Consider the following 26,762-nt stretch of genomic DNA (forward strand, 5'->3'; position numbering starts at 1 on the left):
TTTTAGCGACCACCCAACGTATGAAACACTGATCAATACTCCTAATGAGCAAACCGCTACTTACCGTTACGACCTGCTTGGAAGGTTCGCAAAAAAATGAGCTATTTTGATGACGAGCTAATTACGGAGCTGAAATCCCAGAATATTGCCTTTGATATTCCACCCACAAATGACCACGCTTCCATTGTTAGAGAACCTAATGAAAACATACCTTTTTCAGGAAGCAAAATTGCCTGAAACAAACTGCACAAAAGCATTAAGTTTGCGGACAACCTCCCGAACTTGGCAACCTCACGACTGGTCAGGAAAATCATAAAAATCGCCGACAATAAGATAATTATTGTGGGTGATTCGGTTTGTGACGAAGCGTATTGCATAAATATCCAACAACCAGAAGAAGCACTCAGAGTCTTCTCCAAAATACCACGACACACATATATTCTTCAGAGAAATCCAGATTGGATTGCTTGCATTTCATTTGAGGGCGATATCGACTTCACACTATTGAACCCCCCTACACTACAAAGACCCATGTATTGAATGGCGCTGCCGATTCTAAAACACTCTATATGTACAAAATATCAACCTAGTTGGACGAGAAAGCTACTGCTTTATGGTGAGCGATGCCAGGTAGGTAATCTTCCAGTGGTTGCTGATCGATATATGATCCAAGAGGCATAAGTCAAAATTTCACATCACAAAAACTACAGAAAACACCGATCACTAGACTAGACCCTGAGCCGAATCCACAGCACAATCGGCTCACCAAATGAGCCGAATAACCTCTTTATTCGGCTCACGCACCCCAGGCATTCCACCATGGCTCATCCGCACTGGATCTGGCAACACGCCGACTGGCCTCACTTCCACTGGCAACCCGGTCGCCTCGCGGCTTTGCTGCGCGAATGCGGACAAGCCCAAGGCAAGCTGTTGGGCATGCTCGGCTCCGTCAGCCAGGCAGTCAGCGCACAGAATGAACTGGACGCGCTGCTGCAAAATATCCTGACGTCTTCGGCGATTGAGGGTGAGCAGTTGAATGTCGGCTCGGTGCGCTCGTCCCTGGCAAGGCGGATGGGCCTGGAAGCGATGGCAGACGGTCAGGTAAGCCGGCGCAGCGAAGGCCTCGCGGAGTTGATGATGGATGCCACTCAACAACTTACCCAACCTTTTACCCTCGCCCGTTTATTGAACTGGCATCACTTATTGTTCCCGGCCCCGGAAGCGGGCTATGCCGCCAGAGCACTCAATATCGGGTCACTGAGGGGAGATGAGCCGATGCAGGTGGTGTCGGGCCGGCTTGATCGGCCGACCGTGCATTTCGAGGCCCCGCCACGCCTGGGACTGGAGCAGGCACTCGCGGATTTTCTGGAGTGGTTCGAAACCAGCCGCGATGAGCCAGAACTGGACCCGCTGGTACGCGCCGGCGTCGCGCACTTCTGGTTTGTCACGCTGCATCCCTTCGATGACGGCAATGGTCGCCTGACACGCGCTATCACCGATTTGGCACTGGCCCAGGGTGAACACCAGGCCATCCGTTTCTATGCCATGTCAGCCAGCATCCTCGAAGACCGCACCGGCTACTACAACGCACTGGAATCCAGCCAGAAGGCCTCACTGGATATCACTGACTGGCTGGAGTGGTTCCTTAAAACCCTGTTACGCAGCGTGCAGCAGGCCATGGCGCGGATTGACCGAGTGCTGGGAAAGAGTCGGTTCTGGCAGCAACACCGCGACCTCCCTTTGTCTGCTGAACAGATCAAGGTCCTCAATCGCCTGCTCGACGGTGGTGAGAAGGGCTTCGAACACGGCATCAGCGCGGCGCAGTACCAGGCGGTGGCAAAGGTCTCCAAGGCGACAGCGACGCGACACCTGGCGGACCTGCTGGAAAAAAACTGCCTGGTCCGTCTCCCCGGAGGCGGCCGCAGCACGCGTTATCAGGTCAATACAGGGGGCGAGTGACACCCCACTCATTTGCCCAGAATCCCCATGTCTGCTAGTGTCGCGCCGGTTTACCGTCTACCGGAATAGCCGCCATGGCCCGCAAAAAAGTTGCACTCGATTTCGAACAATCCCTCGCCGACCTGCAAACATTGGTCGAGCGTCTGGAGAACGGCGAGTTGTCGCTGGAGGACTCGCTGACGGCGTTCGAGCAAGGCATCGGCCTGACCCGTGACTGCCAGAGCGCGTTGGCGCAGGCGGAGCAGAAGGTCCAGGTGTTGCTGGAGCGTGACGGGGAGTTGGCCGAAGAACCTTTCGATGCGGAACAGCCCGAATGATCGACGCGTATCAGGCCAGTAGCCAAGCCCGGGTGAATGCGGCGCTGGAGCCCTTGTTTGTTGCGCCAAGCCCGGAAATGAAGCGCCTCTATGAAGCCATGCGCTACAGCGTGATGAATGGCGGCAAGCGTGTGCGCCCGTTGCTGGCGTATGCGGCCTGTGAAGCGCTGGGCGCGCCGGCCGAGCAGGCCAACGGTGCAGCCTGTGCGGTCGAGTTGATTCACGCCTATTCCCTGGTACATGACGATTTGCCGGCGATGGACGACGACGATCTGCGTCGCGGCCAGCCCACCACCCATAAAGCCTTTGATGAAGCCTATGCGATCCTCGCCGGTGATGGCTTGCAGAGCCTGGCGTTCAGCGTGTTGCTGGACCCACGATTGAGCAGCGTCAACGCCGAGATCCGCTTGCGCATGGTCACCGCACTGGCCCTGGCTGCCGGCCCTGCGGGCATGGTCGGCGGGCAGGCGATCGACATGGGTTCGGTCAGCGTCAAGCTGGATCAAAAAGCCCTTGAGCACATGCACCGCCACAAGACCGGCGCGCTGATCGAAGCCGCCGTTCACTTGGGCGCCCTGGCCAGCGGGCGTGCCGAAACCGCGCAATTGGCGGCCCTGCTGACCTATTCCCGGGCCATTGGCCTGGCGTTCCAGGTGCAGGACGACATTCTCGACGTGGAAAGCGATACCGCGACCCTGGGCAAACGCCAAGGCGCCGATATCGCACGGGACAAACCGACTTATCCTGCGCTGCTCGGGCTGGAAGCGGCCAAGGCCTACGCCTTGGAACTACGCGATCAAGCGCTGGACGCCCTGCGACCTTTCGACGCGGCGGCCGGGCCGCTGCGCGACCTGGCGCGGTATATAGTCGAACGCCGCCACTGATTACGGCGGCCATTGCAGCCGCATATCGGCCAAGTTCGGCGCTCTGCGTGGGCAGTTTGCGATGCTTGAGGTAAACTGCCGCCTCTTCTATACCTATAACGATTCGCCTGATGCCCACGACGTTTCAAGAGATTCCCCGCAAGCGCCCGTCCACGCCCCTGCTCGACCGCGCTGCCACGCCGGACGGCCTGCGTCGTCTGGGTGAAGCCGAGCTGGAAACCCTGGCCGATGAGTTGCGCCTGGAATTGCTCTACACGGTCGGCCAGACCGGTGGGCATTTCGGTGCTGGCTTGGGCGTCATCGAGCTGACCATCGCGTTGCACTACGTGTTCGACACCCCGGATGACCGGCTGGTGTGGGACGTCGGCCATCAGGCGTATCCGCACAAGATCCTCACGGGCCGCCGCGAGCGCATGGCGACTCTGCGCCAGAAGGACGGCGTTGCCGCCTTCCCGCGCCGCGCCGAAAGCGAGTACGACACCTTTGGCGTCGGCCACTCCAGCACCTCGATCAGCGCAGCGCTGGGCATGGCAATTGCCGCCCGCCTGCAAGGCAGCGACCGCAAGGCAATCGCCGTGATCGGTGATGGCGCGCTGACTGCCGGCATGGCCTTCGAAGCGCTGAACCATGCGCCGGAAGTGAACGCCAACATGCTGGTGATCCTCAACGACAACGACATGTCGATCTCGCGCAATGTCGGTGGCCTGTCCAATTACCTGGCCAAGATTCTCTCCAGCCGCACCTACGCCAGCATGCGCGAAGGCAGCAAGAAGGTGCTCTCGCGCCTGCCTGGCGCGTGGGAAATCGCCCGGCGCACCGAAGAATATGCCAAGGGCATGCTGGTCCCCGGCACCCTGTTCGAAGAATTGGGCTGGAACTACATCGGCCCGATCGACGGCCACGACCTGCCGACCCTGATTGCCACGCTGCGCAATATGCGTGACCTCAAGGGCCCGCAGTTCCTGCATATCGTCACCAAGAAAGGCAAAGGCTTCGCGCCGGCGGAAGTCGACCCGATCGGCTACCACGCGATCACCAAGCTCGAACCTGTGGACGCCCCCGCCGCTGCGCCGAAAAAAGCCAGCGGGCCGAAGTACTCCGGCGTGTTCGGCGAATGGCTGTGCGACATGGCCGCCGTCGACCCGCGCCTGGTGGGCATTACCCCGGCGATGAAGGAAGGCTCCGACCTGGTGGCGTTCAGCGAGCGCTTCCCGCTGCGCTATTTCGACGTGGCAATTGCCGAGCAGCACGCTGTCACGTTCGCGGCCGGCATGGCCTGCGAAGGCGCCAAGCCGGTCGTGGCGATCTACTCCACGTTCCTGCAGCGCGGTTATGACCAGTTGGTGCATGACGTCGCGGTGCAGAACCTCGACGTGCTGTTTGCCATCGACCGTGCAGGTTTAGTCGGCGAAGACGGACCGACTCACGCGGGCAGCTTCGACTTGTCCTACTTGCGTTGCATCCCCGGCATGCTGGTGATGACGCCGAGCGACGAAAACGAACTGCGCAAGATGCTCAGCACCGGCCACCTGTATAACGGCCCGGCCGCCGTGCGTTACCCGCGGGGCAACGGCCCGAACGCGTTGATCGAGAAGGACCTGGAGCCTATCGAAATCGGCAAGGGCATTGTGCGTCGCCAGGGCAGCAAGGCTGCATTCCTGGTGTTTGGCGTGCAATTGGCCGAAGCGCTCAAGGTGGCCGAGAAGATCGACGCCACCGTGGTCGACATGCGCTTCGTCAAGCCGCTGGATGAAGCCCTGGTGCGCGAAATCGCCGGCAGCCATGAGCTGCTGGTGACCGTCGAGGAGAACGCCATCATGGGCGGTGCCGGTGCGGCAGTCAGTGAGTTCCTGGCGCGGGAAAACATCCTCAAGTCGGTGCTGCACCTGGGCTTGCCGGATGCGTACGTCGAACACGCCAAGCCGGCGCAGATGCTGGCTGAGTGCGGGTTGGATGAAGCAGGAATCGAGGCTTCGGTGCGCGAGCGCATGGCGTTGCTGGGCCTGTAGAAACCGGCTCAACATGTGGGAGGGGGCTTGCCCCCGATAGCGGCAGTTCAGTCAACAACTATGCTGACTGACAAGGCGCCATCGGGGGCAAGCCCCCTCCCACATTTGATTTGTGCCATCCTCAAACGCTATGGACAGCCCATGAAACACCTGTACCTTGCCCTGCTGCTTCTGCCCTCCCCTGAATTGCTCGCCGACACCCGCGACAACGCCCTGAAACTCCCCGACGTCGTCATCAGCGCCAACCGCCAGGTCCAGGCACGCAACGACAGCAGTGCCGCCAACTCCGTGTTTACCCGCGACGACATCGACCGCCTGCAACCCACCAGCCTCACCGACCTGCTCAGCCGTGTGCCTGGCGTACAAGTCGCACCTTCCGGTGGTCGTGGCAGCTTGCCGGGTATCTACCTGCGGGGTACCAAGTCCGCGCAAAGCCTGGTGCTGGTCGACGGCCAACGCATCGCCAACACCACCTCCGGCGACAGCGGCCTGCAATACCTGAACGTCGACCAGATTGAGCGTGTGGAAGTGCTGCGCGGCTCGCGCTCGGTGATCTACGGCAGCGACGCGATTGGCGGGGTGATCCAGGTGTTCACCCGGCGCAATGCCGAGCATGGCGTGCAACCGCGGGTAAAACTGGGGTTCGGCAGCCACAACACCTGGCAGCGCAGCCTCGGCCTTTCGGGTGGGGATGAACAGACACGCTTCAACCTGGGGGCGAGCCTGGATGACACTGCCGGCATCAACTCAACCCACCAGTCGTTCCCCAGCGACGGCGACCATGATGCTTATCGCAACCAGTCCGTGAGCCTGAACCTCAGCCATTCCTTCAGCGATGAACTGGAGGTGGGCTTCAATCTGTTGGATAACCGCGGCAAGTCGGAGTACGACAACAGCTTCGGCCGCTACGACACCGCCACCGGGCAAACCGTCGGCCAGAAACCCTACACCGATTACGCCGTGAGCAGCGCCAGTGGCTATGTCGACGCCACGCTCAACGAGCACTGGCAATCGCGCCTGGAGCTGGGCCACAGCGAGAACCTCGACACCAAGCGCGACACCCTCAGCGAGGATTTCAGCGTATTCAACACCTACCGCGACTCGGTCAACTGGCAGAACGACCTGAGCCTGGACGACCAGAACAGCCTGATCCTCGGTGGCGACTGGTACGAAGACCGCTTCCACGGCTCCACCACCTTTACCGAAAACAGCCGCTGGAACCGTGCCGCCTTTGTGCAGCATCGCTTTCACAGCGAGTGGTTTTCCACCGAACTGGGCCTGCGTCACGACCAGAACCAGCAGTTCGGCGGGCAGAACAGCTGGAGCGGCACCCTGACGTTGCCGGTCAACCCCGACAATGACGTGTTGCTGAGCTACAGCGAAGGTTTCCGCGCACCGACCTTCAACGACCTCTATTACCCGGACACGAAGTACAGCAACCCCAATCTGCAGCCTGAAACATCAAAGAGCTACGAACTGCAGTGGCGCAGCCAGTTGAGTGACAGCACGCGCCTGGAGGCCTCGCTGTACCGCACCGACTTGAGCGATGCGATCATTCTCGACCAAACCGGCAAGCCGCAGAATGTGGCGTCGGCCCGCATCAACGGTTTTGAGGCGGCGCTCAAGCAGGACCTGTTCGGCTGGCAAGGTAACCTCGGGCTGTCGCTCATCGACCCGCGCGACCGCGACAGTGGCCACACCCTGGCCCGCCGTGCACGGCGTACGTTGAGCCTGGACCTGGACCGGCAATTCGATCAGGTGGGCGTGGGCGCCAGTTGGCAGGCAATCAGCGGTAGCTATGACGATGAGGACAACACCCACCGCCTGGGCGGCTATGGGTTGCTCGGGCTGCGTGGCAGTTGGGCGGTGACGCGGGAAGTGGCGTTGTCGCTGAAGGTCGATAACCTGCTGGACAAGTCCTATGCGCGGGCGCGCTACAGCTACGACGATCCGGCATTCGTCAACAATCACGATTACCGTGAAGAAGGCCGGGTGTGGATGTTTGGCGTAACGTGGACACCTGAAATCTGATTGTCGCCTGGGCTGGTCTCAACGGCTCGGAGCAATCACCTGACACAGCCGCGCCAGCGCTTCCAGCATCTGCCCGCTGGGCCGTTCCAGACCTTTGTCTGGAACCAGTCGCACCCGTGCCGCCATGGTTGGCCAGGCCTTCCAGGCCTCCTTCTGCGCCTGATCGCCCACCAGAATCATCTCGGGATTACGTTGCAATACCGACTCAATGCTGACCTGCGGCGCGGGTAGCTTCAGGTCGTCAAACACGTTGCGCGCACCGCACACGCTCAGCGCGTCGCTGATGATCTGGCCGCCGCCCACGGTGTACAGCGGCTGGTTCCACACCTCATAGAACACCCGCAACGGTTCGGCACGTTGATAACGCTGACGTAACTGCGCCAGGCGCAGGCGCAGTTGCGCGGCCAATTGCCGGCCGGCATCGGCACGGCCCAGTTGCTCGGCGATGGCCTGGACCTGGGTGGTCAATTGTTCAAGGCTATGGGGTTCGGCGACGTACACCGGGATATTCAAGTGCCGCAGCTGCTCGCGCTGGGCCGGGCCGACGCTGCCGGGCCAGAGCAGGATCAGGTCGGGCTTGAGGCTCAGCAGGCGCTCCATGTCCAGCTGTCCGTAACGCCCAACCGACGGCACGTTCGCCAGCGCCGCCGGGCGTTCGCCGCCATCCAGCACGCCTGCCAGCAGGTCAGTAGCCCCGAGTTCAACCACGATTTCCGACAGCGATGGCGCCAGGCTCACGACCCGTTCGACCGCCAGCGCCGGGGCACCGAACGCCAGCAACAGAAGCGCCAGCCAGCGGCCCGTCATCCCAGCTGACGCGGGATGCGGTAGAGGTAAAACAACACCATCGTCGACAGCGCCAACAGGAAAAGCGGCACCGCCTCCAGGCCGACGAACACCGCCAGTGCGCCCACCCACGCCGGCACGGCAGCCACCATCAAGGCCGTACGTCGTCGGGCCGCCAGGGTAATCCAGGCAGCCGGTTCTTCAGCGGTATCAAGGGCTTTGGAGGTGGCGATCAGGGCGTGTTTATAGCCGTGGAAGTAGCGCAGGCTGAGGAACATCGATGCCACGCCCGCGATAAAGAACGGCATGGCCAGCACCGGCAGCAAGGGCTCGGCCTGGCCGAACACCAGGTTAATCACGAACAGCGGGAGCAGCGCCAGGGCCAGGTACTGCCACCAGTTGAAGGACAGTCGCCGTTTCACCTGGCCACGGGTCACGCGGGGTCGACCTCGCCCTGATGCTCGTTGCCCATCATGTGGTCGAGCTTGCTGGCCTTGGTCGCCAGGTAGAGTTTGTTGTGCGGGTTGTGCCCGGTATGCAGCGGTACGCGCTCAGCCACGGTGATGCCCATCTCGGTCAAGGCTTTGACCTTGCGCGGGTTATTGGTCATCAGGCGCAGGGATTTCACGCCCAGGTGCTCCAGCATCGGCAGGCAGATCGCGTAGTCACGCTGGTCGGCGGCGAAGCCCAGGCGCTCGTTGGCCTCGACGGTATCGGCACCGCCGTCTTGCAGCTCGTAGGCGCGGATCTTGTTCAGCAGGCCAATGCCACGGCCTTCCTGACGCAAGTACAACAGCACACCACGGCCTTCACGGGCGATGGCGCGCATCGCGGCTTCAAGTTGCGAGCCGCAGTCACAGCGCTGGCTGAACAGCGCATCGCCGGTCAGGCACTCGGAGTGCACGCGACCGAGAACCGGTGCGCCATCGGCGATGTCGCCGAGGCTGAGCACAACGTGCTCACGCCCGGTGGCTTCTTCGAGAAAGCCGCTCATGGTGAATGTGGCAAAAGGGGTAGGCAGCTTGGAAGCAGCGACGAAAACGACGGGCACCGTGTGCTCCTGATTTCAGATTTCACAGAGGCGGGCATTGTAACAGCAGCTTCCTACAGACGCTTAAGCTGAATTATCGCTGATAAAGATCAATCGGTTTGATTGGCCTTTGTGTTGATTCTATGTAGGAGCGCGGCAGACTATTCAAGGCGTCTCGCGAAAGTGCTGATAGCCACGCACGGCCGGGGTGATGTCCTGCCCGTTGGCGTCAAGCAACGTGACACCCTGCCCCGCCTCGACCCGGCCGATCACGTGGATCGGCCAGCCGCCAGCCAGCAATGGCGCAAGTTTCAGGGGCGGCAGGGTGAACACCAGCACGTAGTCATCGCCGCCGCTCAATGCGGCCACCCGCGCCTCGTCATCCCCGACAAACGCGAGCAAGGCGTTGGATAGCGGCAGCTGCTGGCGCTCGATCAACAGGCTGACAGCCGAGGCCTTGGCGATATGCCCGCAATCGGCCAAAAGTCCGTCAGAAATATCCATCGCCGACGTAGCCTTGCCCCGTAGAGCCAACCCCAAGGCCAACTGCGGTTGCGGCGACCAGTAATGGGCCAGCAACGGGTCGGCAATCGCTGCGTCGGCGCTGCGCTGCCCCAATACCAGCGGCAAGGCACCGGCGGCATTGCCCAGCTCGCCACCCACGCACAACAGGTCGCCCGGCTGTGCGCCGCGGCGCGTCAACGCTTGCCCGGCGGGTACACGACCAAACACGGTCAGGGTCAAGCTCAGCGGGCCGCGCGTGGTATCGCCGCCCACCAGGCCCACGCCGCAACTTTGCGCCATGGCGTTCAAACCCTGGGCATAGCGTTGCAGCCAATCGGCATCGACGGTCGGCGTGGTCAGGGCAAGGGTAAACGCGAGGGGATGGGCGCCCATGGCGGCCAGGTCGCTGACCGCCACGGCCAGCGAGCGCTGGCCGAGCAGGAACGGGTCACAGGGGTCGGCAAAGTGCACGCCGGCCACTAAGGTATCGGTGGAAATTGCCAGTTGCTCCCCGGCGGGGAGCGCCAGCAAGGCGCAGTCGTCGCCGATCCCCAGGGCGATGCCCTCGCCACCCTGCGCACACGGCGCGGCGGCGAAGTACGTGTGGATCAGCTCAAACTCGCCCATTCAGGACTCAAGCGCAGGTTAGCGCTTGTACGCCTTCACTTCGGCTTCACGCAGGCGCGGGGCCAGCTTGTCGAGCACGCCGTTGACGAACTTGTGACCGTCGGTCGAACCGTAGACTTTCGCCAGTTCGATACCTTCGTTGATCACCACGCGGTACGGCACGTCGACGCGCTTGAGCAGCTCCCAGGTGGACAGGCGCAGTACGGCCAGTTCAACCGGGTCCAGCTCTTCGAGGGTCAGGTCCAGGCACGGCGTCAATGCAGCGTCGATCTCGTCCAGGTTGGCCGGAACGCCGTGCAGAATGTCGTGAAAGTAACTCTGGTCGGCAAACGTGAAGTCGTTATCGACGCGAAATTGCGCTTCGATCTCGTTCAGCGAAGTGCCGGCCATATGACGCTGGTACAGCGCCTGGGTCGCGAGCTGACGGGCCGCACGGCGCTTTTCGCTTTTCGAGGGCTTGCCGGCGTCTGCTGGACGCTCGTCGCGCGGGTTGAAACGATCGCTTTCGTCGGAAATCACTTGGCCTCCAACTGCGACAGCAGGCTGACCATTTCCAGCGCGGACAGGGCAGCTTCAGCGCCTTTGTTGCCGGCCTTGGTGCCGGAACGCTCGATGGCTTGCTCGATGGAATCCACGGTCAGTACGCCGAAAGCGACTGGCACGCCGAACTCCATGGACACCTGGGCCAGGCCCTTGGTGCATTCGCCGGCCACGTATTCGAAGTGCGGAGTACCGCCACGAATGACCGCGCCCAGGGCGATGATCGCCGCGTATTCACCCTGTTGAGCAACTTTTTGCGCAACCAGTGGAATTTCGAAGGCGCCAGGGGCGCGGATGATAGTGATGTCGCTCTCGCTCACACCGTGGCGAACCAGGGCATCCACGGCACCGCTTACCAGGCTTTCAACCACGAAGCTGTTGAAGCGGCCAACCACCAGGGCATAGCGGCCTTTGGGGGCGATGAAGGTACCTTCGATGGTCTTCAGGGTCATTCGACAAATCTCTTAAAGAGCCGGGACGCGAAAAGTGCGTCCCTCAGTGATGATTTAACCGCGAACAAGGGGCAAAAAGCGCCGGCCTTTATTCGGAGGGCACGTATTCTACAACTTCCAGATCGAATCCGGATATCGCATTAAATTTCATCGGTGCGCTCATCAGGCGCATTTTGCGCACACCGAGGTCACGCAGGATCTGCGAACCGGCACCGACGATGCTGTAGGTGGTCGGCGTTTTCACCTGGGTCTGCTCGGCGGTTTCGCGAATATGCGCGAGCAACACGTCGCCATCCACCGGGTTACCCAGCAGCAGCACCACACCGCTGCCTGCCTCGGACACCGCAGCCATCGCGGCACGCAGGCTCCAACGGCCCGGTTGCTTGACCATCAGCAGGTCGCGCAACGGGTCCATGTTGTGTACGCGCACCAGGGTTGGCTCGTCGGCGCAGATGGTGCCCAGGGTGAGAGCCATGTGCACGTCGCCTTCGACCGAATCACGGTAGGTCACCAAATTGAATTGGCCCAGTTCGCTGTCCAGCGGCTGCTCGGCAATCCGCTGAACGGTACGTTCGTGGATCATCCGGTAGTGAATCAGGTCGGCAATCGTGCCGACCTTGATGTTGTGTTCGGCGGCAAAGGCTTCGAGTTCGGCACGACGGGCCATGGTGCCGTCGTCGTTCATCACTTCGCAGATCACGCCGCTCGGCTCGAAACCAGCCATGCGCGCCAAGTCGCAGGCCGCTTCGGTGTGGCCGGCGCGCGCGAGGGTGCCGCCCGGTTGAGCCATCAACGGGAAGATGTGGCCTGGGCTGACGATGTCTTCAGCCTTGGCGTCCTTGGCGGCAGCGGCTTGCACGGTGCGCGCACGGTCAGCGGCGGAAATGCCGGTGGTGACGCCGGTGGTCGCTTCAATCGATACGGTGAACTTGGTGCCGAAACCCGAGCCATTGCGCGGCGCCATCAACGGCAGCTTGAGCAACTCGCAGCGCTCTCGGCTCATGGGCATGCAGATCAGCCCACGGGCGTGCTTGGCCATGAAGTTGATGTGCTCAGGCTTGCAGGCCTCGGCGGCCATGATGATGTCGCCTTCGTTTTCGCGGTCTTCGTCATCCATCAGGATGACCATCTTGCCTTGGCGGATGTCTTCAACCAGTTCTTCGATGCTATTGAGCGCCACAGGGCACCCCCTTGGTCAGGATTTCAGGTAGCCGTTAGCGGCCAAAAAACTCTCAGTGATGTTCCCAGTAGGCTTTTGTAGAGAGTCAGACTCTGCGGCCTTATCGCCCAACAGCAGGCGCTCCAGGTAACGGGCAAGCAAGTCGACTTCCAGGTTCACCCGGCGACCAGGCTGGTACGACGCCATGATGGTTTCGCTCAGGGTGTGGGGAATAATGGTCAATTCAAATTCGGCGCCGTTCACGGCGTTCACGGTCAGGCTGGTGCCATCGACGGTGATCGAGCCTTTGTGGGCGATGTACTTGGCCAGCTCCTTGGGCGCGCGGATGCGGAATTCCACGGCACGCGCATTTTCGCTGCGGGCCACCACTTCGCCGACGCCGTCGACGTGGCCGCTGACCAGGTGACCGCCCAGGCGGGTGGTCGGGGTCAGGGCTTTTTCCAGGTTGACCGGGCTGCCGGCCTTGAGGTCGTTCATCGCGGTGCAGTCCAGGGTTTCCCGGCTGACGTCGGCGGCAAAGCCGTTGCCCGGCAGCTCGATGACGGTCAGGCACACGCCGCTGACGGCGATGCTGTCGCCCAGCTTGACGTCGCCGAGGTCGAGCTTGCCGGTTTCAACCAGCAGGCGCACGTCGCCACCCTTGGGGGTCATGGCGCGGATGCTGCCGATGGATTCGATAATGCCGGTGAACATGGCCTTCTCCTGGAAAACGGGGCGGGCACTTGAGCGCCCGGTCAGAATTATACGCTCGCTGCTGGCACAGGGATGGCAGTGACTCGCCAGTCGTCGCCTACAGCGCGCATTTCAGTGATCTTGAGTTGGGGGGCGTCTGCCAGTTTCTCAAGCGGCCAGTCGAGTAAAGGCCGGGCAGCGGAGCCGAGGAACTTGCCGGCGACGAAAATCACGTATTCGTCCACCAGGCCCTGCTGGGCAAACGCCCCCGCCAGGCTTGGGCCGGCTTCCACCAATACGTCGTTGACGCCACGGGCGGCCAGGGCCACCAGCGCCGAGCGCAGGTCGACCTGGCCGTCCACGCCCGGCACCACCAGGCATTCGGGGCCACGGGGGAACTGGTTTTCCGCGGTGACGCAAGTGATGACCAACGCCGGGCCGGCCTTGAAGAACGGCGCGTTGAGCGGCACGCGCAAACGGCCATCGATCAGCACGCGCAGCGGCGGGCGCGACATGGCCAGGGCCGTGGTGGCTTCGTCCAGGCCGAGTTCGGCGGCGCGTACGGTCAGGCGTGCGCCGTCGGCCAATACCGTGTCGGCACCGGTCAGTACCACGCTGGCCTCGGCGCGCAGGCGCTGCACGGCGGCGCGGGCGGCGGGGCCGGTGATCCATTGGCTTTCGCCGCTGGCCATGGCGGTGCGGCCGTCCAGACTCATTGCCAGCTTGACCCGCACAAACGGCAGGCCCTGTTCCATTCGCTTGAGGAAGCCCTTATTCAGGGCCCGCGCTTCACCTTCCAGCACGCCACTGCGCACCTCGATCCCGGCCAGGGCCAGGCGCTGCATGCCGCGCCCGGCGACTTCCGGGTTGGGGTCCTGCATCGCTGCGACCACCCGCGCCAGCCCGGCACTCACCAGCGCATCGGCGCACGGCGGGGTATGGCCGTAGTGGCTGCAGGGCTCGAGGGTTACGTACGCCGTGGCGCCTCGCGCCTTGTCACCGGCAGCCCGCAAGGCATGCACCTCCGCATGGGGCTCACCCGTGCGCACGTGCCAGCCTTCGCCGACAATCTGCCCATCGCGGACAATCACGCAGCCCACACGCGGGTTGGGGTGGGTGGTGTACAGGCCGTTGCGCGCCAGTTCGAGGGCGCGGGCCATGTAATGGGCGTCCAGCACAGCCTGTTCAGCAGAAAGTGGGTTCATTCTTTGACCGGCTCACGGGCCAGGCGGTCGATCTCTTCACGGAACTCGTTGAGGTCCTGGAAGCGTCGATACACCGAAGCGAAACGGATATAGGCGACTTCGTCGAGCTTTTGCAGCTCGCCCATCACCAGCTCTCCAACCACCAGGCTCTTGACCTCGCGCTCGCCGGTGGCGCGCAGCTTGTGCTTGATATGCGCCAGCGCCGCCTCCAGCCGCTCGACACTCACCGGGCGTTTTTCCAGCGCGCGCTGCATACCGGCGCGCAGTTTTTCTTCGTCGAAAGGCTGGCGGCTGCCGTCGGACTTGATCAGACGTGGCAATACCAGTTCGGCGGTTTCGAAGGTGGTGAAACGTTCACCGCAGCCAGGGGCCAGGCATTCGCGCCGACGACGCACTTGATCGCCCTCGGCGACCAGACGCGAGTCAATGACCTTGGTGTCGTTGGCACCGCAGAAGGGACAGTGCATGGTGGCAGGCAACAAAAAAAGGGAGGGCCATGGTAGCGCATCCCCGTGGCAAGACAAGCCATAGCCTTTACGGTATATAGGCAGGCCTATATGTTTCTTATATTTCAAGCCACGGATTTTGTCCTTTTCTGGAGCCGTACATGCAGTTACGACCACTTGTTTTGCTCACCGTGTTCAGTGTCCTGGTCGCCTGCAGCAGCGAAGCCCCCAAGCCGGCCGCACCTCAACCGACGCCCGCACAAGAGAAAAAAGTCCCCGGCATTGAAGACCTCGGCCCCCTGCCCGCCTATCAACGCGAAATCAGCGGCAGCCTCACCAACGTGCCCGCCGGCGCCGAAGTCGAGATGGCGCTGCTGGTGATCGATGACCGTTCGCGCCCGCAACAACTGCTGGCGAGCAGCGTACTGACCGGCAACGGCAAGCCCCTGGCCTTCCGCCTGCGCTACAACCCCGAGGCGTTCCCTGCCGGCGCGCGGGTTGAATTGCGTGGCCGGGCCAGCCAATCCGGCCAGTTGATCCTGCATCTGCCCGCCGTACGCATCACCCAGGCGATCACCCAGACCACCGGCCCCCTGGAACTCGTCAAGGCACCATGACGCCACCCTTGGACTTGCAGCGCGCCCTGAGCGCGCTGATCGGCGACGCCCAACTGCTGCCCTGCCCACTGCCGGGCACCGAGCTTTCATTATGGCTGCTGGATGCGGACAACATGGACCGCGCCTTCAGCCCCGAGGAAACCCGACGCATCCTGCATGAACCGCCCTACTGGAGTTTTTGCTGGGCCAGTGGCTTGGCGCTGGCGCGGTATCTGGCGGCGAACCCGCAATGGGTTAAAGGCAAGCGCGTGCTGGATTTCGGCGCCGGTTCCGGTGTGGCCGGGATTGCGGCGGTTAAAGCCGGCGCGTTGGAAGTGGTTGCCTGCGACCTCGACCCGCTGGCGTTAGCGTCCTGCCGGGCGAATGCCCAACTCAATGGTGTGACGTTGAGTTACTCGACGGACTTTTTCGCCGAAGCCGACCGCTTCGACCTGATCCTGGTCGCCGACGTGCTCTACGACCGCGCCAACTTGCCGCTGCTCGACCACTTCCTCAGTCGAGGCCGCGAAGCGCTGGTGGCGGACTCGCGCGTGCGGGACTTCCAGCACCCGGCTTATCGGCGGCTGGAGATACTCGATGCGCTGACATTGCCGGACTTGGCCGAGCCTTGGGAGTTTCGCAAGGTGAGCCTGTACCATTCGCGGCGCCAGCCCTTATAGTTGCCCCATTCCCGCTTTATTCGAGACGCCCCATGAGTGAGCCCACGCCGTACATCTTCGACGTCACCAGCGCCAATTTCGACCAGGCCGTGATCCAGAATTCCTTCGAAAAACCCGTGCTCGTGGATTTTTGGGCCGAGTGGTGCGCGCCGTGCAAGGCGTTGATGCCGATGCTGGCGCAAATTGCCGAGAGTTATCAGGGCGAGTTGCTGCTCGCCAAGGTCGATTGCGAGGCCGAACAGGACATCGTCGCGCGGTTTGGCATTCAAAGCCTGCCGACGGTGGTGCTGTTCAAGGATGGCCAGCCGGTGGATGGGTTTGCCGGGGCGCAGCCGGAGTCGGCGGTGCGGGCGATGCTCGAGCCGCATGTGCAGATGCCACCGCCGGCGGCGGCTGACCCGCTGGAGCAGGCCCAGGCGCTGTTTGCCGAAGGGCGCATCAGCGATGCCGAGGCCGTGCTGGTGGCGTTGCTGAGCGAAGACAACACCAACGCCGCCGCGTTGATTCTGTACGCCCGCTGCCTGGCCGAACGCGGTGAATTGGGCGAAGCCCAGGCCGTGCTCGATGCGGTGAAGAGCGATGACCACAAAGCCGCCCTCGCCGGCGCCAAGGCACAAATCACCTTCCTGCGCCAGGCCGCCGACCTGCCGGACGCCGCCGAGTTGAAAACCCGCCTGGCGCAAAACCCGCAGGACGACGAAGCCGCCTATCAACTGGCGATCCAGCAACTGGCGCGCCAGCAATACGACGCGGCGCTGGAAGGCTTGCTCAAGCTGTTTATCCGCAATCGCAGCTACAGCGAAGGCCTGCCGCACAAGACCTTGCTGCAAGTGTTCGAACTGTTGGGCAATGATCACCCGCTGGTGACCGTGTACCGCCGCAAGTTATTCGCCGCGCTGTACTAATCGCCGATCCAACTGTACAGCGGCGTATCCCCGCCGCTGGCCACTTTCACCTTGGCGCTGTGGCGCAGGCGCACCAACAGGCGCTTGCCCGCCGCCGCATCCCCCGCCAAACCTTCCAGTCGATCAAGCAGCTCCAGGCCGCTGAGCTGCCCGGCGTTGCGCAACAGGTCCTGGGCGCTCTGCCACAGATCATCATTCTGCTTGACCGGCGCTGCGGGCGCGGCGGCCGCGCTTGCCATGGGCGTTGCTTGCAACTGCGCGCCGAGCCGCGCCCAATCGCCGTCATCCAGCTCCAGGGTCAAGTCCACCGGCAGGTCACCGATGGTTCCACGAATTCGCAACATCGTCCTTACTCCTGCATTTTTCTGACGAGCATGCTCCCATGCGGCTTGCGCAACGCCAAGCGGGCGGTCAAACTCTCGGCACTATTGTTATAAGATCACATAACAAAACTTTCATCTCCTGGAGTTCTCCCATGCGCCGTCTGTTGCTTGCTTTGCCGTTTGCCCTGTTGCCACTCGCCATCGCTCACGCCGCCGACGAGCATGACCACGACCACGAACACGGCAGCCTCGGCGCCCACGAACATGGCGTCGGCCGCCTTAACGCGGTACTCGACGGCCAGGCCCTGGAGCTTGAACTGGACAGCCCGGCGATGAACCTGGTGGGCTTCGAACATGTGGCTACCAGCGCTGCCGACAAAGCCAAGGTCGCCGCCGCGCGCAAACAGCTGGAGAACCCGCTGGCCCTGTTCAACCTGCCCAAGGCCGCCGGTTGCGTGATCAGCACCCAGGAACTCAACAGCCCGCTGTTCGGCGACAAACCGGAAGCCGACCACGACGACGATGATCATGACGACGACGCCAAAGACGGCGCCCACGAGCATCATCACGATCACAGTGAAATCCACGCCCACTACCAATTCACCTGCGCCACGCCGACCGCCCTGAGCAACCTGGACCTGACCCAGGTGTTCAAGACCTTCCCCGCCACCCAGAAAATTCAGGTACAACTGATCGGCCCGAGCGGCCAGCAAGGTGTTGACGCGACCGTCACAGCAGCCACCCTGAAGTTCTGAGTGCCCATGACCCACGCATTGATCGAACTGTCTGACCTGGGCTTCAACTGGCCCGGTCACCCACAGTTACTGGACATCCCCGCGTTCCGCCTGGAAGCGGGGGAAACCCTGTTTCTCAAGGGGCCTAGCGGCAGTGGCAAAACCACTTTGCTCGGCCTGCTCGGCGGCGTACAGAAGCCCAGCCGCGGCAGCATCCGCCTGCTCGGCCAGGAGCTGACCGAGCTCTCGGCCGGTGCGCGGGACCGCTTTCGCGTTGACCACACCGGTTATATCTTCCAGCAGTTCAACCTGCTGCCGTTCCTGTCGGTGCGCGAGAACGTCGAGCTGCCCTGCCACTTCTCCAAGCTGCGCGCGCAACGGGCGATCCAACGCCACGGCAGCGTCGACCAGGCCGCCGCGACCTTGCTGGCGCACCTGGGTTTGAAGGACAAAGACCTGCTGGAGCGCCGAGCCGACTCGTTGTCCATCGGCCAACAGCAACGAGTGGCCGCCGCCCGTGCGCTGATCGGCCAGCCGGAGTTGGTGATCGCCGACGAGCCCACTTCGGCCCTGGACTACGACGCCCGCGAAGCCTTCATTCGACTGCTGTTCGCCGAGTGCCGCGACGCCGGCGCCAGCCTGTTGTTTGTCAGCCATGACCAGAGCCTGGCGCCGCTGTTCGACCGCAACCTGTCGCTGGCCGAACTCAATCGCGCCGCCACGCCCGCAGAGGTTTGAGATGTATCTGTTTCGTCTAGCCATGGCCAGCCTGGCTAACCGCCGCTTTACCGCGATCCTCACCGCCTTCGCCATCGCCTTGTCGGTGTGCCTGCTGCTGGCGGTGGAGCGCGTGCGCGTTGAGGCGCGCAACAGTTTCGCCAGCACCATCAGCGGCACCGACCTGATCGTCGGCGCGCGCTCCGGTTCGGTCAACCTGCTGCTGTACTCGGTGTTCCGCATCGGCAACGCCACCAACAACATTCGTTGGGACAGCTACGAGCACTTCGCCGCCAGCCCCCAGGTGAAATGGGCGATCCCGATTTCCCTCGGCGACTCCCATCGCGGTTACCGGGTGATGGGCACCAACGAATCGTACTTCGAGCACTACCAGTACGGGCGCAAGCAAAACCTGGAACTGGCCAGCGGCCGTGCCTTCGCCACCGACCCGTTCGAAGTGGTGCTCGGCGCCGAAGTCGCCGATGTACTGCATTACAAGCTCGGCGACAAGCTGGTGCTGGCCCACGGCGTGGCGGTGGTCAGCCTGGTCAAGCACGATGACAAGCCGTTCACCGTGGTCGGTATTCTCAAGCGCACCGGCACGCCGGTGGACCGTACGCTGCATATCAGCCTTGGCGGTATGGAGGCGATCCATATCGACTGGCACAACGGCGTACCGGCGCAGGGCAAAGGCCGCATCAGTGCCGACGAGGCGCGCAATATGGACCTCACCCCGCAAGCCATCACGGCCTTTATGCTCGGCCTGAACAACAAGATTTCCACCTTCGCCCTGCAGCGGGAGATCAACGAATTCCGTGGTGAGCCGATGCTGGCGATCCTGCCTGGCGTGGCGCTGCAAGAGCTATGGAGCATGATGGGCACCGCTGAAAAAGCCCTGTTCGTGATCTCACTGTTCGTGGTGCTGACCGGCTTGATCGGCATGCTCACGGCGATCCTCACCAGCCTCAACGAACGCCGCCGCGAAATGGCGATCCTGCGCTCGGTGGGCGCGCGGCCGTGGCATATTGCGACGCTGCTGATCTTCGAAGCCTTCGCCCTGGCCCTGTCCGGCGTGATCGCAGGCGTGGGCTTGCTGTACGTGTGCATCGCCGCGTCACGCGGGTATTTACAGGCCAATTACGGCCTTGACCTGCCGATGTCGTGGCCCAGCGAATATGAATGGACCTTGCTCGCCGGTATCCTGGCCGCAGCGCTATTGATGGGCAGCGTGCCCGCCTGGCGCGCCTACCGACAATCCCTGGCCGATGGCCTGTCCATCAGGCTGTGAACAGCAGCTGTAAGTTTCAAGCTACAAGCCTCAAGCGAATCGGCTTTTACTTGAAGCTTGCAACTTGCAGCTACCCACTGAGGAGTCTTCATGCGTCGCGCTCTGTTTGCGTTATTGCTGCTGGTGGCTGTGCCCGCCTGGGCGGAGGATCAGCCCAAGGACTTGTCCTGGCAGGAGATGATCCCGCCGGACGCGCCGCCGGAAATCCCCAACATGAAACCGCTGCATAACCTGTCGAACATGGCCGATGCCTTGTCCGTCGAAGCGGCGCCAGCGGCCAAGCAGGACCTGCCCAATGCGCCGGTGGTGCAGAGCCTGGACGGCCAGCATATTCGCCTTCCGGGCTATATCGTGCCGCTGGAAGTCAGTGAAGAAGGCCGCACCACCGAGTTTTTGCTGGTGCCATATTTCGGCGCGTGCATCCATGTGCCGCCGCCGCCCTCGAACCAGATCGTGCATGTGAAAAGCGAAGTCGGCGTGAAGCTCGATGAGCTCTACCAGCCGTACTGGATCGAGGGCGCGATGCAGGTCAAACCGTCCACCAGTGAACTGGCCGACGCCGGTTACCAGATGGATGCCGAGAAGATTTATATCTACGAACTGCCGGAATAACGCTGATCACCCTTTCATTGAGCTGAGTCAAAAGACCGAACGGAACGATCTTTACCATTGGACGTACAACTTCTAAACGTCCTCTGGAGCTCCTATGAACAAGTCCCTGCTCGGCGCATCGCTCTTCGCGCTCACCCTCGCCGCCCCTGCCGTCCACGCTCACGAAGCGGGCGACATTCTGGTTCGCGCCGGCGCAATCACCGTGAACCCGAAGGCAGACAGCAGCACCGTCAAGGTTGACCAAGGCCCATTGGCCGGTGCCAACCTGGGCGGCAAGGCGACCATGAGCAGCGACACCCAACTGGGCTTGAACTTCGCCTACATGCTCACCAACCACGTCGGTATCGAACTGCTGGCGGCCACGCCGTTCGAGCACGACGTGAAGATCAAGGGCACCGCCCTCGGCGCCGCCAACGGCAAGCTGGGCACCCTGAAACACCTGCCGCCAACCCTGAGCGTCGTGTACTACCCACTGGACAACAAATCCCCGTTCCAACCCTACGTAGGCGCCGGTATCAACTACACTTGGATCTACGACGAACACGTCGGCAGCCGCGCCTCCGAAGCCGGTTTCAGCAACTTCAAGGCCGAGAACTCCTGGGGCTGGGCTGCGCAGATCGGTGCGGACTACATGATCAACGACAAGTGGATGATCAACGCCCAGGCACGCTACATCGACATCAGCACCAAGGTTACCGTGGAAAACAACGCCGTGGCGCCTGGCACCCGTGCCAAGGTCAATGTGGACGTGGACCCAATGGTTTACATGGTGGGCATCGGCTACAAGTTCTAAGCAACACGGCATAACCCATGTGGGAGGGGGCTTGCTCCCGATAGCAGAGTGTCAGTCAACAGATTCATTGACTGATCCACCGCTATCGGGAGCAAGCCCCCTCCCACATTTACTTTGTGTTGTGTCAGCCGTGGCGGTAGAACCGGTCGAGCAACGCCGGTAGCCCCGCCCGCCACGCCCGAGGCTTGATGCCGAAGGTGTGCAGGATTTTCTTGCAGGCCAGCACCGCATGCTGCGGTTCGTCTGCCGCATCCGGCCGGGCCGCGTGAGCCTGGGCGGTAGGGGCTTCGATGGCCAGCGGGTGGAAATTGCGCGCCTCAGTGAGGATCGCCTGGCCCAGCGCCAACGGTGTGGTCGCCTCATGCCCGGCGTAGTGGTAAGTGCCCCACAGCGGCGCTGCGCAATCGAGTTGCTTAAGCACCGAGATAATCACCCGCGCGGCATCGTCCACCGGCGTCGGGTTACCGCGACGGTCGTCCGCCATCAGCAACTCATCCGGCTTCTCGGCCCGCGCCAGAAAGCGCCCGAGGGTGCCGTCGACACTGTCATCCAGCAGCCAGCCAAAACGCAACAGCACATGTTGCGGGCAGGTCGCGCGTACGCTCTGTTCGATACGCCACAACGCCTGGCCACGCAGGCCCAGGGGCACCGGCTCGTCCTTTTCGCTGTAGGCGGTGGCGCGGGAGCCATCGAACACGCGGTAGCTGGACGGTTGCAGCAGGGTGATGTTGTGGTGCTGACACAGTTCGGCCAAGCGTTCGATGGCGAACTCCTGGGCGGCCAGGCGGGTTTCGCTGACGGCTTCGGCCTGGAACCAGTCGAAATAGTAGGCGAGGTTGATCAACGCATCGGGACGGGTGTCGTCGAGCAATTGGGTGAGGCTCGCGGCATCCCAGCCGTCTTGGGGCGGTTTGGGTGCGAGAAAACCAATGTCTTCCTCTGCACCGAGGCGAATCAGCGCCTGCCCGAGGGCATTCCCGCCGCCCAGTAACATAAGGCGCATTCGCATAGATTGAGCAGGCCCGGTCTGTTTGGAACGATGGTTATTGTCGGCAGGCTGGTGAGCCCTGCCATAGGTTTATTCCAGAATCGTTGCATTTTGCGGGTTTGTAGCGCAACCGTCACGGATAAAGTGCGGGGTTGCAACTTGTTGGAGTGGGCCGCATAACTTAGGCATGAACCTTCCTGAATCAACCGACACGGTATTGAACGGCTTCCACCCCGCCGTCAGCACCTGGTTCCGCCGCACCTTCCCTTCGGTGACCAGCGCCCAGGCCCAGGCGTGGCCGCTGATCCGCCAGCGCCGTTCGACGCTGATCGCGGCGCCCACCGGCTCCGGCAAGACGCTGACGGCGTTCCTCGCGGTGCTCGATGACCTGGTTCACCAGGGCCTGGCCAACGGCGGGCAACTGCCGGACGAGACGCTGGTGGTGTACGTGTCGCCGCTCAAGGCGCTGTCCAACGACATCCAGATCAACCTGCAAACCCCGCTGGCCGGGATCACCGAGCATTTGCAACGCCTGGGCCTGCCGCCGCTGGTGATTCGCACGGCCGTACGCACCGGCGACACCCCGCCAAAAGACCGCGCACTGATGCGCAAGCGCCCGCCGCATATCCTGGTGACCACGCCGGAATCGCTCTACGTGCTGCTGGGCTCGGACTCCGGCCGGCAAATGCTGGCCAGCACGCGCACGGTCATCGTCGATGAAATCCACGCCATCGCCGCCAGCAAACGCGGCAGCCACCTGGCCTTGAGCCTGGAGCGCCTGCAAGGCTTGTGTGCCGAGCCGCTGACCCGCATCGGTTTGTCGGCCACGCAAAAACCTATCGAAGCCGTGTCGCGCTTTCTAGTGGGCACCGACCGGACGTGCGACATCGTCGACATCGGCCATGCCCGCGCCCGCGACCTGGATATCGAAGTGCCTCCGGTGCCGCTGTCGGCGGTGATGGCCAACGATGTCTGGGAGCTGGTCTACGACCGCCTCGCGGTACTGGCCCGCGAGCACCGCACCACGCTGGTCTTCGTCAACACCCGGCGCCTGGCCGAACGCCTGGCCCGGCACTTGAGCGAGCGCCTGGGCAAGAGCGCCGTCGCCGCCCACCACGGCAGCCTGGCCAAGGAGATGCGCCTGGACGCCGAGCAACGGCTCAAGGCGGGCGAGTTGCAAGTGCTGATCGCTACCGCATCCCTGGAGCTGGGGATCGACATCGGCGATGTCGACCTGGTGTGCCAGATCGGTTCGCCGGGCTCCATCAACGGTTTTCTGCAACGGGTGGGCCGCTCCGGACACCAGGTCGGCGGCACGCCCAAGGGGCGCCTGTTCGCCACGACCCGCGACGACCTGATCGAATGCGCCGCCCTGCTCGACTGTGTGCGCCGGGGCGAGTTGGACACCTTGCAGATCCCCGTGGCGCCGCTGGACGTGCTGGCCCAGCAGATCATCGCCGAGGTCAGCGCCCAGGAGTGGCCGGAACAGGCCCTGCTCGACCTGATCCACCGCGCCGCGCCCTACGCCACCCTGGATGAACGCCACTACCAGGCGCTGCTGCAAATGCTCGCCGACGGCTACAACGGCCGCCAGGGCATCCGCAGCGCGTACCTGCACCGCGATGCCCTGACCCGCACCCTGCGCGGTCGCCGAGGCGCCAAGCTGACCGCCGTGACCAGCGGCGGCACCATCCCTGACAACGCCGACTACAGCGTGTTGCTCGAACCCCAAAGCCTGAACATCGGCAGCGTCAACGAAGACTTCGCGGTGGAAAGTATCGCCGGGGACATCTTCCAGCTCGGTAATACCTCCTACAGGATCTTGCGGGTCGAAGCCGGCAAAGTGCGGGTCGAAGACGCCCACGGCCAGCCGCCGACCATTCCGTTCTGGCTCGGCGAAGCGCCGGGGCGCAGCAATGAGTTATCCGCCGCCGTCGCGCGTTTGCAGGGGCAACTCGACACCCTGCTCAGCGCCAGCCCCGGCGACCTGCAACCGGCGCAAGACTGGCTCACCGGCACCCTCGGCCTGAACCGCGCCAGCGCCGAACAAATCCTCGATTACCTGGCCCGCGCGCGACTGGCCCTCGGCGCGTTGCCGTCCCAGGACACGTTGATCATGGAGCGGTTTTTCGACGAGTCCGGCGGCACCCAACTGATCATCCACACGCCGTTCGGCAGCCGCGTCAACCGGGCCTGGGGCCTGGCCTTGCGTAAGCGCTTTTGCCGCACCTTCAATTTCGAATTGCAGGCGGCAGCCAGTGAAAATGCGATCGTGCTGTCGCTGTCCACCAGCCACAGTTTTGAGCTGGATGAGGTGTGGCGTTACCTCAACAGCAACAGTGCCGAACACCTGCTGATCCAGGCGGTGCTGGATGCACCGCTGTTCGGTGTGCGCTGGCGCTGGAACGCCGGCGTGGCCCTGGCGCTGCCGCGCTTTACCGCTGGGCGCAAAGTGGCGCCGCAGATTCAGCGCATGAAGAGCGAAGACTTGATTGCCAGCGTGTTCCCCGACCAGATCGCCTGCCTGGAAAACCTCGCCGGCGAACGCGAAGTGCCCGAGCACCCGCTGGTGGAACAAACCCTCGACGACTGCCTGCACGAAGCCATGGACAGCGACGCCTGGCTTGCGTTGCTGCGGCGCATGGAGCGCGGCGAAGTGCGGTTGATCAGCCGCGACCTGCCGGCGCCCTCGCCCATGGCTGCCGAAATCCTCAGCGCGCGCCCCTATACCTTTCTCGACGATGCACCGCTGGAAGAGCGCCGCACCCAGGCCGTGCTCAACCGCCGTTGGAGCGACCCGCAGAGTACCGACGACCTCGGCGCACTGGATGCGGACGCCATCGCCGGCGTGCGCGAAGAAGCCTGGCCGGCGCCCCATGGCGTGGATGAAATGCACGAAGCGCTGATGAGCCTGGCATGCATCGCCAGCCACGAAGTCACGGCGCAATGGGCCGAGTGGCTGAACGCCTTGACCAAGGCTGGCCGCGCCTTTCAATTGCCCACCGGCCTGTGGGTGGCGGTGGAACGCCTGGGGTGTTTGCAGACGATCTACCCCAACAACTTGCCGTTGCTGCCCGGATTCGATGAGCCCTGGACCTTTGACGACGCACTCGTCGAGGTGCTGCGCGCGCGCCTCGGTGGCTTCGGCCCGCAGCGCCTGAGCGAGATCGCCGCGCCGCTGGGCTTGCCGCTGGCCGACGTCAGCCAGGCGCTGGCCCGCCTGGAGCAGGAAGGCTACGTGCTGCGCGGTCGCTTCAGCCCCGGCGCACTCGAGGAACAATGGTGCGAACGGCATTTGCTCGCGCGTATTCATCGCTACACGGTCAAGCGCCTGCGCCGGGAAATCGAACCCGTGGCGCTGCAGGATTTCATGCGATTCCTGTTCGATTGGCAACACCTGTCCGACAGCACACGCGGCCAGGGCAGCGCCATGTTGCCGCAGATTGTCGGCCAGTTCGAAGGCTATGCCGCCGCCACGTCGGCCTGGGACAGTGACCTGCTCAGTGCCCGGATCAAGGACTACTCCTCCTTCTGGCTGGATGAACTATGCCGCAGCGGCAAGCTGGTATGGACGCGCTTGAGCAACAAGCCGGGCGCCATCGCCCTGCGCAGTACACCGGTGGTGCTGCTGCCACGCAGCCAGGTGGCGCTGTGGAGCGGGCTGACCGAACCCACCGACAGCACGACACTGTCGCCCAAGGCGCAGAAGGTCCACCTGGCCTTGCGCGAACACGGCGCGCTGTTTTTCGATGAACTGGTGCACGAGGCTCATCTGCTGCGCAGCGAACTCGAAACCGCCTTGCAGGAACTGGTCGGCGCCGGCCTGGTGAATGCCGACAGCTTTGCCGGGCTGCGCGCACTGACTACGCCGGCCAGCAAACGCCAGGCACACAGCAGTCGGCGCGGGCGCGGGGCGTTTGTCGGCGGCATGGACGATGCCGGGCGCTGGGCGTTGATTCGCCGCCCATCGACCGCTGCCGGCCCGCACTCGGCCGAGACCCTGGAACATGTGGCGATGACCTTGCTGCGCCGTTATGGCGTGGTGTTCTGGCGCTTGCTGGAGCGCGAGGCGGATTGGTTGCCGAGTTGGCGCGAATTGCTACGCACATTCCATCGGCTGGAGGCCCGGGGGGAGATTCGCGGCGGGCGGTTTGTCAGCGGGTTGGCGGGGGAACAGTTCGCCTTGCCGGAGGCGATCCCGCTGCTGCGCGAAGTTCGGCGCCGGCCCCATGACGGGAGTTTGATCGCCGTGTGTGGGGCTGACCCGCTGAACCTGGTGGGCACACTGTTGCCGGGCAGCAAGGTGCCAGCGGTGAGTGGGAATCGGATTGTGTATCGGGATGGGTTGCCGGCGGCGGTGATGATCGCCGGCAAACAACAGATACTGCTGGATGTGGATCAGCAGTCAATACGGGACAAGCTGATCCGGCACCGCGCAAATCCGTAGATACCGTCTTATCCAGCACCGCGCAAAACCCCGTAGC

General features: G+C 63.0%; 27 protein-coding genes. 15 read left to right on the top strand and 12 right to left on the bottom strand.

The window, feature by feature from the left end; genetic code table 11:
- The first annotated feature begins 96 nt into the window (after positions 1-96).
- The 6 genes from AB1462_RS19305 (at position 97) to AB1462_RS19330 (ending at position 7,200) form a co-directional block, all read left to right on the top strand.
- Entirely contained in the window at positions 97-237 is a 141-nt protein-coding gene (locus AB1462_RS19305) for a hypothetical protein (RefSeq protein WP_259194669.1), read from the top strand.
- Positions 238-819: 582 nt separating this feature from the next.
- Positions 820-1,959, top strand: a complete 1,140-nt coding sequence (locus AB1462_RS19310) for a Fic family protein (RefSeq protein WP_367247636.1) — start codon at positions 820-822, stop codon at positions 1,957-1,959.
- A 74-nt stretch (positions 1,960-2,033) separates the two neighbouring features.
- Positions 2,034-2,276 carry an exodeoxyribonuclease VII small subunit gene (locus tag AB1462_RS19315; protein ID WP_003176346.1) on the top strand — a complete coding sequence of 81 codons (243 nt, stop codon included), beginning with the start codon at positions 2,034-2,036 and terminating at the stop codon, positions 2,274-2,276.
- Complete coding sequence (gene ispA / locus AB1462_RS19320) at positions 2,273-3,160, top strand: (2E,6E)-farnesyl diphosphate synthase (protein WP_259194671.1); 888 nt, start codon at positions 2,273-2,275, stop codon at positions 3,158-3,160. The genes AB1462_RS19315 and ispA overlap by 4 nt, the downstream gene beginning before the upstream one ends.
- Positions 3,161-3,270: 110 nt before the next feature.
- Positions 3,271-5,169 (top strand): 1-deoxy-D-xylulose-5-phosphate synthase, encoded by a 1,899-nt coding sequence (gene dxs / locus AB1462_RS19325; RefSeq protein WP_090401876.1) that lies wholly within the window; start codon positions 3,271-3,273, stop codon positions 5,167-5,169.
- A 141-nt stretch (positions 5,170-5,310) separates the two neighbouring features.
- Positions 5,311-7,200, top strand: a complete 1,890-nt coding sequence (locus AB1462_RS19330) for a TonB-dependent receptor (protein ID WP_367247639.1) — start codon at positions 5,311-5,313, stop codon at positions 7,198-7,200.
- An 18-nt stretch (positions 7,201-7,218) separates the two neighbouring features.
- Here AB1462_RS19330 and AB1462_RS19335 read toward each other — a convergent pair whose 3' ends face one another.
- From AB1462_RS19335 to nrdR, 10 genes are all read right to left on the bottom strand, one after another.
- A complete protein-coding gene (locus tag AB1462_RS19335; RefSeq protein WP_367247640.1) occupies positions 7,219-8,007 on the bottom strand; it encodes a cobalamin-binding protein in 789 nt (262 codons plus the stop codon).
- Positions 8,004-8,423, bottom strand: a complete 420-nt coding sequence (locus AB1462_RS19340; RefSeq protein WP_090401873.1) for a nuclear fragile X mental retardation-interacting protein 1 — start codon at positions 8,421-8,423, stop codon at positions 8,004-8,006. The genes AB1462_RS19335 and AB1462_RS19340 overlap by 4 nt, the downstream gene beginning before the upstream one ends.
- Positions 8,420-9,037: a GTP cyclohydrolase II gene (gene ribA / locus AB1462_RS19345; protein WP_090401872.1), complete on the bottom strand. Its 618-nt coding sequence runs from the start codon at positions 9,035-9,037 to the stop codon at positions 8,420-8,422. The genes AB1462_RS19340 and ribA overlap by 4 nt, the downstream gene beginning before the upstream one ends.
- 144 nt (positions 9,038-9,181) lie before the next feature.
- The gene (gene thiL / locus AB1462_RS19350) at positions 9,182-10,147 is read right to left on the bottom strand and encodes a thiamine-phosphate kinase (protein WP_259194675.1); all 966 of its coding nucleotides are present in this window, start codon (positions 10,145-10,147) and stop codon (positions 9,182-9,184) included.
- Positions 10,148-10,165: 18 nt separating this feature from the next.
- Complete coding sequence (gene nusB, locus AB1462_RS19355; protein WP_057724858.1) at positions 10,166-10,666, bottom strand: transcription antitermination factor NusB; 501 nt, start codon at positions 10,664-10,666, stop codon at positions 10,166-10,168.
- The gene (gene ribE, locus AB1462_RS19360) at positions 10,663-11,139 is read right to left on the bottom strand and encodes a 6,7-dimethyl-8-ribityllumazine synthase (RefSeq protein WP_003176356.1); all 477 of its coding nucleotides are present in this window, start codon (positions 11,137-11,139) and stop codon (positions 10,663-10,665) included. The genes nusB and ribE overlap by 4 nt, the downstream gene beginning before the upstream one ends.
- A gap of 88 nt (positions 11,140-11,227) precedes the next feature.
- Complete coding sequence (ribBA, locus tag AB1462_RS19365) at positions 11,228-12,319, bottom strand: bifunctional 3,4-dihydroxy-2-butanone-4-phosphate synthase/GTP cyclohydrolase II (protein ID WP_003176357.1); 1,092 nt, start codon at positions 12,317-12,319, stop codon at positions 11,228-11,230.
- A gap of 15 nt (positions 12,320-12,334) precedes the next feature.
- Positions 12,335-13,012: a riboflavin synthase gene (locus AB1462_RS19370; RefSeq protein WP_259194676.1), complete on the bottom strand. Its 678-nt coding sequence runs from the start codon at positions 13,010-13,012 to the stop codon at positions 12,335-12,337.
- 47 nt (positions 13,013-13,059) lie between these two features.
- Entirely contained in the window at positions 13,060-14,196 is a 1,137-nt protein-coding gene (ribD, locus tag AB1462_RS19375; RefSeq protein WP_367247643.1) for a bifunctional diaminohydroxyphosphoribosylaminopyrimidine deaminase/5-amino-6-(5-phosphoribosylamino)uracil reductase RibD, read from the bottom strand.
- Entirely contained in the window at positions 14,193-14,663 is a 471-nt protein-coding gene (gene nrdR / locus AB1462_RS19380; RefSeq protein ID WP_167361102.1) for a transcriptional regulator NrdR, read from the bottom strand. Before nrdR ends, ribD begins: the two co-directional genes overlap by 4 nt.
- A 140-nt stretch (positions 14,664-14,803) precedes the next feature.
- Here nrdR and AB1462_RS19385 point away from each other — a divergent pair, with 140 nt between their 5' ends.
- The 3 genes from AB1462_RS19385 to trxA are packed head-to-tail and all read left to right on the top strand — an operon-like array spanning position 14,804 to position 16,823.
- On the top strand, positions 14,804-15,259 hold the full coding sequence (locus tag AB1462_RS19385; RefSeq protein ID WP_027605189.1) for a YbaY family lipoprotein: 456 nt from the start codon (positions 14,804-14,806) through the stop codon (positions 15,257-15,259).
- Complete coding sequence (locus AB1462_RS19390; RefSeq protein WP_315337742.1) at positions 15,256-15,918, top strand: 50S ribosomal protein L11 methyltransferase; 663 nt, start codon at positions 15,256-15,258, stop codon at positions 15,916-15,918. Before AB1462_RS19385 ends, AB1462_RS19390 begins: the two co-directional genes overlap by 4 nt.
- Before the next feature lie 32 nt (positions 15,919-15,950).
- Positions 15,951-16,823, top strand: coding sequence for a thioredoxin (gene trxA, locus AB1462_RS19395; RefSeq protein ID WP_367247644.1), 873 nt, complete (start codon positions 15,951-15,953; stop codon positions 16,821-16,823).
- Here the strand turns inward: trxA and AB1462_RS19400 are convergent.
- Positions 16,820-17,167: a hypothetical protein gene (locus tag AB1462_RS19400; protein ID WP_259194679.1), complete on the bottom strand. Its 348-nt coding sequence runs from the start codon at positions 17,165-17,167 to the stop codon at positions 16,820-16,822. The genes trxA and AB1462_RS19400 overlap by 4 nt on opposite strands.
- Before the next feature lie 131 nt (positions 17,168-17,298).
- On the opposite strand from AB1462_RS19400, the gene AB1462_RS19405 reads away from it, so the two are divergent.
- The 5 genes from AB1462_RS19405 (at position 17,299) to AB1462_RS19425 (ending at position 21,290) form a co-directional block, all read left to right on the top strand.
- Entirely contained in the window at positions 17,299-17,901 is a 603-nt protein-coding gene (locus AB1462_RS19405) for a DUF2796 domain-containing protein (protein ID WP_367247645.1), read from the top strand.
- A 6-nt stretch (positions 17,902-17,907) separates the two neighbouring features.
- Complete coding sequence (locus tag AB1462_RS19410; protein WP_315337740.1) at positions 17,908-18,618, top strand: ABC transporter ATP-binding protein; 711 nt, start codon at positions 17,908-17,910, stop codon at positions 18,616-18,618.
- Position 18,619: 1 nt separating this feature from the next.
- Positions 18,620-19,885 carry an ABC transporter permease gene (locus AB1462_RS19415; protein ID WP_367247646.1) on the top strand — a complete coding sequence of 422 codons (1,266 nt, stop codon included), beginning with the start codon at positions 18,620-18,622 and terminating at the stop codon, positions 19,883-19,885.
- A 90-nt stretch (positions 19,886-19,975) separates the two neighbouring features.
- A complete protein-coding gene (locus AB1462_RS19420; protein WP_090401861.1) occupies positions 19,976-20,497 on the top strand; it encodes a DUF3299 domain-containing protein in 522 nt (173 codons plus the stop codon).
- Between the two features lie 94 nt (positions 20,498-20,591).
- Positions 20,592-21,290: an OmpW family protein gene (locus AB1462_RS19425; RefSeq protein ID WP_367247647.1), complete on the top strand. Its 699-nt coding sequence runs from the start codon at positions 20,592-20,594 to the stop codon at positions 21,288-21,290.
- A gap of 124 nt (positions 21,291-21,414) precedes the next feature.
- Here AB1462_RS19425 and AB1462_RS19430 read toward each other — a convergent pair whose 3' ends face one another.
- Positions 21,415-22,299 (bottom strand): sugar nucleotide-binding protein, encoded by an 885-nt coding sequence (locus tag AB1462_RS19430; RefSeq protein ID WP_090401859.1) that lies wholly within the window; start codon positions 22,297-22,299, stop codon positions 21,415-21,417.
- 166 nt (positions 22,300-22,465) lie between these two features.
- Here AB1462_RS19430 and AB1462_RS19435 point away from each other — a divergent pair, with 166 nt between their 5' ends.
- Positions 22,466-26,725: a DEAD/DEAH box helicase gene (locus AB1462_RS19435; protein WP_367247648.1), complete on the top strand. Its 4,260-nt coding sequence runs from the start codon at positions 22,466-22,468 to the stop codon at positions 26,723-26,725.
- Positions 26,726-26,762 lie beyond the last annotated feature (37 nt).

Origin of the sequence: Pseudomonas sp. SB113 (genome assembly GCF_040754745.1) — a bacterium.
Classification (GTDB): Bacteria; Pseudomonadota; Gammaproteobacteria; order Pseudomonadales; family Pseudomonadaceae; genus Aquipseudomonas; species Aquipseudomonas grimontii.

Coding starts and splice junctions, on each gene's coding strand:
- AB1462_RS19305 (WP_259194669.1), top strand. CDS start 97: ATGAGCTATTTTGATGACGAGCTAATTACGGAGCTGAAATCCCAGAAT.
- AB1462_RS19310 (WP_367247636.1), top strand. CDS start 820: ATGGCTCATCCGCACTGGATCTGGCAACACGCCGACTGGCCTCACTTC.
- AB1462_RS19315 (WP_003176346.1), top strand. CDS start 2,034: ATGGCCCGCAAAAAAGTTGCACTCGATTTCGAACAATCCCTCGCCGAC.
- ispA (WP_259194671.1), top strand. CDS start 2,273: ATGATCGACGCGTATCAGGCCAGTAGCCAAGCCCGGGTGAATGCGGCG.
- dxs (WP_090401876.1), top strand. CDS start 3,271: ATGCCCACGACGTTTCAAGAGATTCCCCGCAAGCGCCCGTCCACGCCC.
- AB1462_RS19330 (WP_367247639.1), top strand. CDS start 5,311: ATGAAACACCTGTACCTTGCCCTGCTGCTTCTGCCCTCCCCTGAATTG.
- AB1462_RS19335 (WP_367247640.1), bottom strand. CDS start 8,007: ATGACGGGCCGCTGGCTGGCGCTTCTGTTGCTGGCGTTCGGTGCCCCG.
- thiL (WP_259194675.1), bottom strand. CDS start 10,147: ATGGGCGAGTTTGAGCTGATCCACACGTACTTCGCCGCCGCGCCGTGT.
- ribE (WP_003176356.1), bottom strand. CDS start 11,139: ATGACCCTGAAGACCATCGAAGGTACCTTCATCGCCCCCAAAGGCCGC.
- AB1462_RS19370 (WP_259194676.1), bottom strand. CDS start 13,012: ATGTTCACCGGCATTATCGAATCCATCGGCAGCATCCGCGCCATGACC.
- ribD (WP_367247643.1), bottom strand. CDS start 14,196: ATGAACCCACTTTCTGCTGAACAGGCTGTGCTGGACGCCCATTACATG.
- nrdR (WP_167361102.1), bottom strand. CDS start 14,663: ATGCACTGTCCCTTCTGCGGTGCCAACGACACCAAGGTCATTGACTCG.
- AB1462_RS19385 (WP_027605189.1), top strand. CDS start 14,804: ATGCAGTTACGACCACTTGTTTTGCTCACCGTGTTCAGTGTCCTGGTC.
- AB1462_RS19390 (WP_315337742.1), top strand. CDS start 15,256: ATGACGCCACCCTTGGACTTGCAGCGCGCCCTGAGCGCGCTGATCGGC.
- trxA (WP_367247644.1), top strand. CDS start 15,951: ATGAGTGAGCCCACGCCGTACATCTTCGACGTCACCAGCGCCAATTTC.
- AB1462_RS19400 (WP_259194679.1), bottom strand. CDS start 17,167: ATGTTGCGAATTCGTGGAACCATCGGTGACCTGCCGGTGGACTTGACC.
- AB1462_RS19405 (WP_367247645.1), top strand. CDS start 17,299: ATGCGCCGTCTGTTGCTTGCTTTGCCGTTTGCCCTGTTGCCACTCGCC.
- AB1462_RS19410 (WP_315337740.1), top strand. CDS start 17,908: ATGACCCACGCATTGATCGAACTGTCTGACCTGGGCTTCAACTGGCCC.
- AB1462_RS19415 (WP_367247646.1), top strand. CDS start 18,620: ATGTATCTGTTTCGTCTAGCCATGGCCAGCCTGGCTAACCGCCGCTTT.
- AB1462_RS19420 (WP_090401861.1), top strand. CDS start 19,976: ATGCGTCGCGCTCTGTTTGCGTTATTGCTGCTGGTGGCTGTGCCCGCC.
- AB1462_RS19425 (WP_367247647.1), top strand. CDS start 20,592: ATGAACAAGTCCCTGCTCGGCGCATCGCTCTTCGCGCTCACCCTCGCC.
- AB1462_RS19430 (WP_090401859.1), bottom strand. CDS start 22,299: ATGCGAATGCGCCTTATGTTACTGGGCGGCGGGAATGCCCTCGGGCAG.
- AB1462_RS19435 (WP_367247648.1), top strand. CDS start 22,466: ATGAACCTTCCTGAATCAACCGACACGGTATTGAACGGCTTCCACCCC.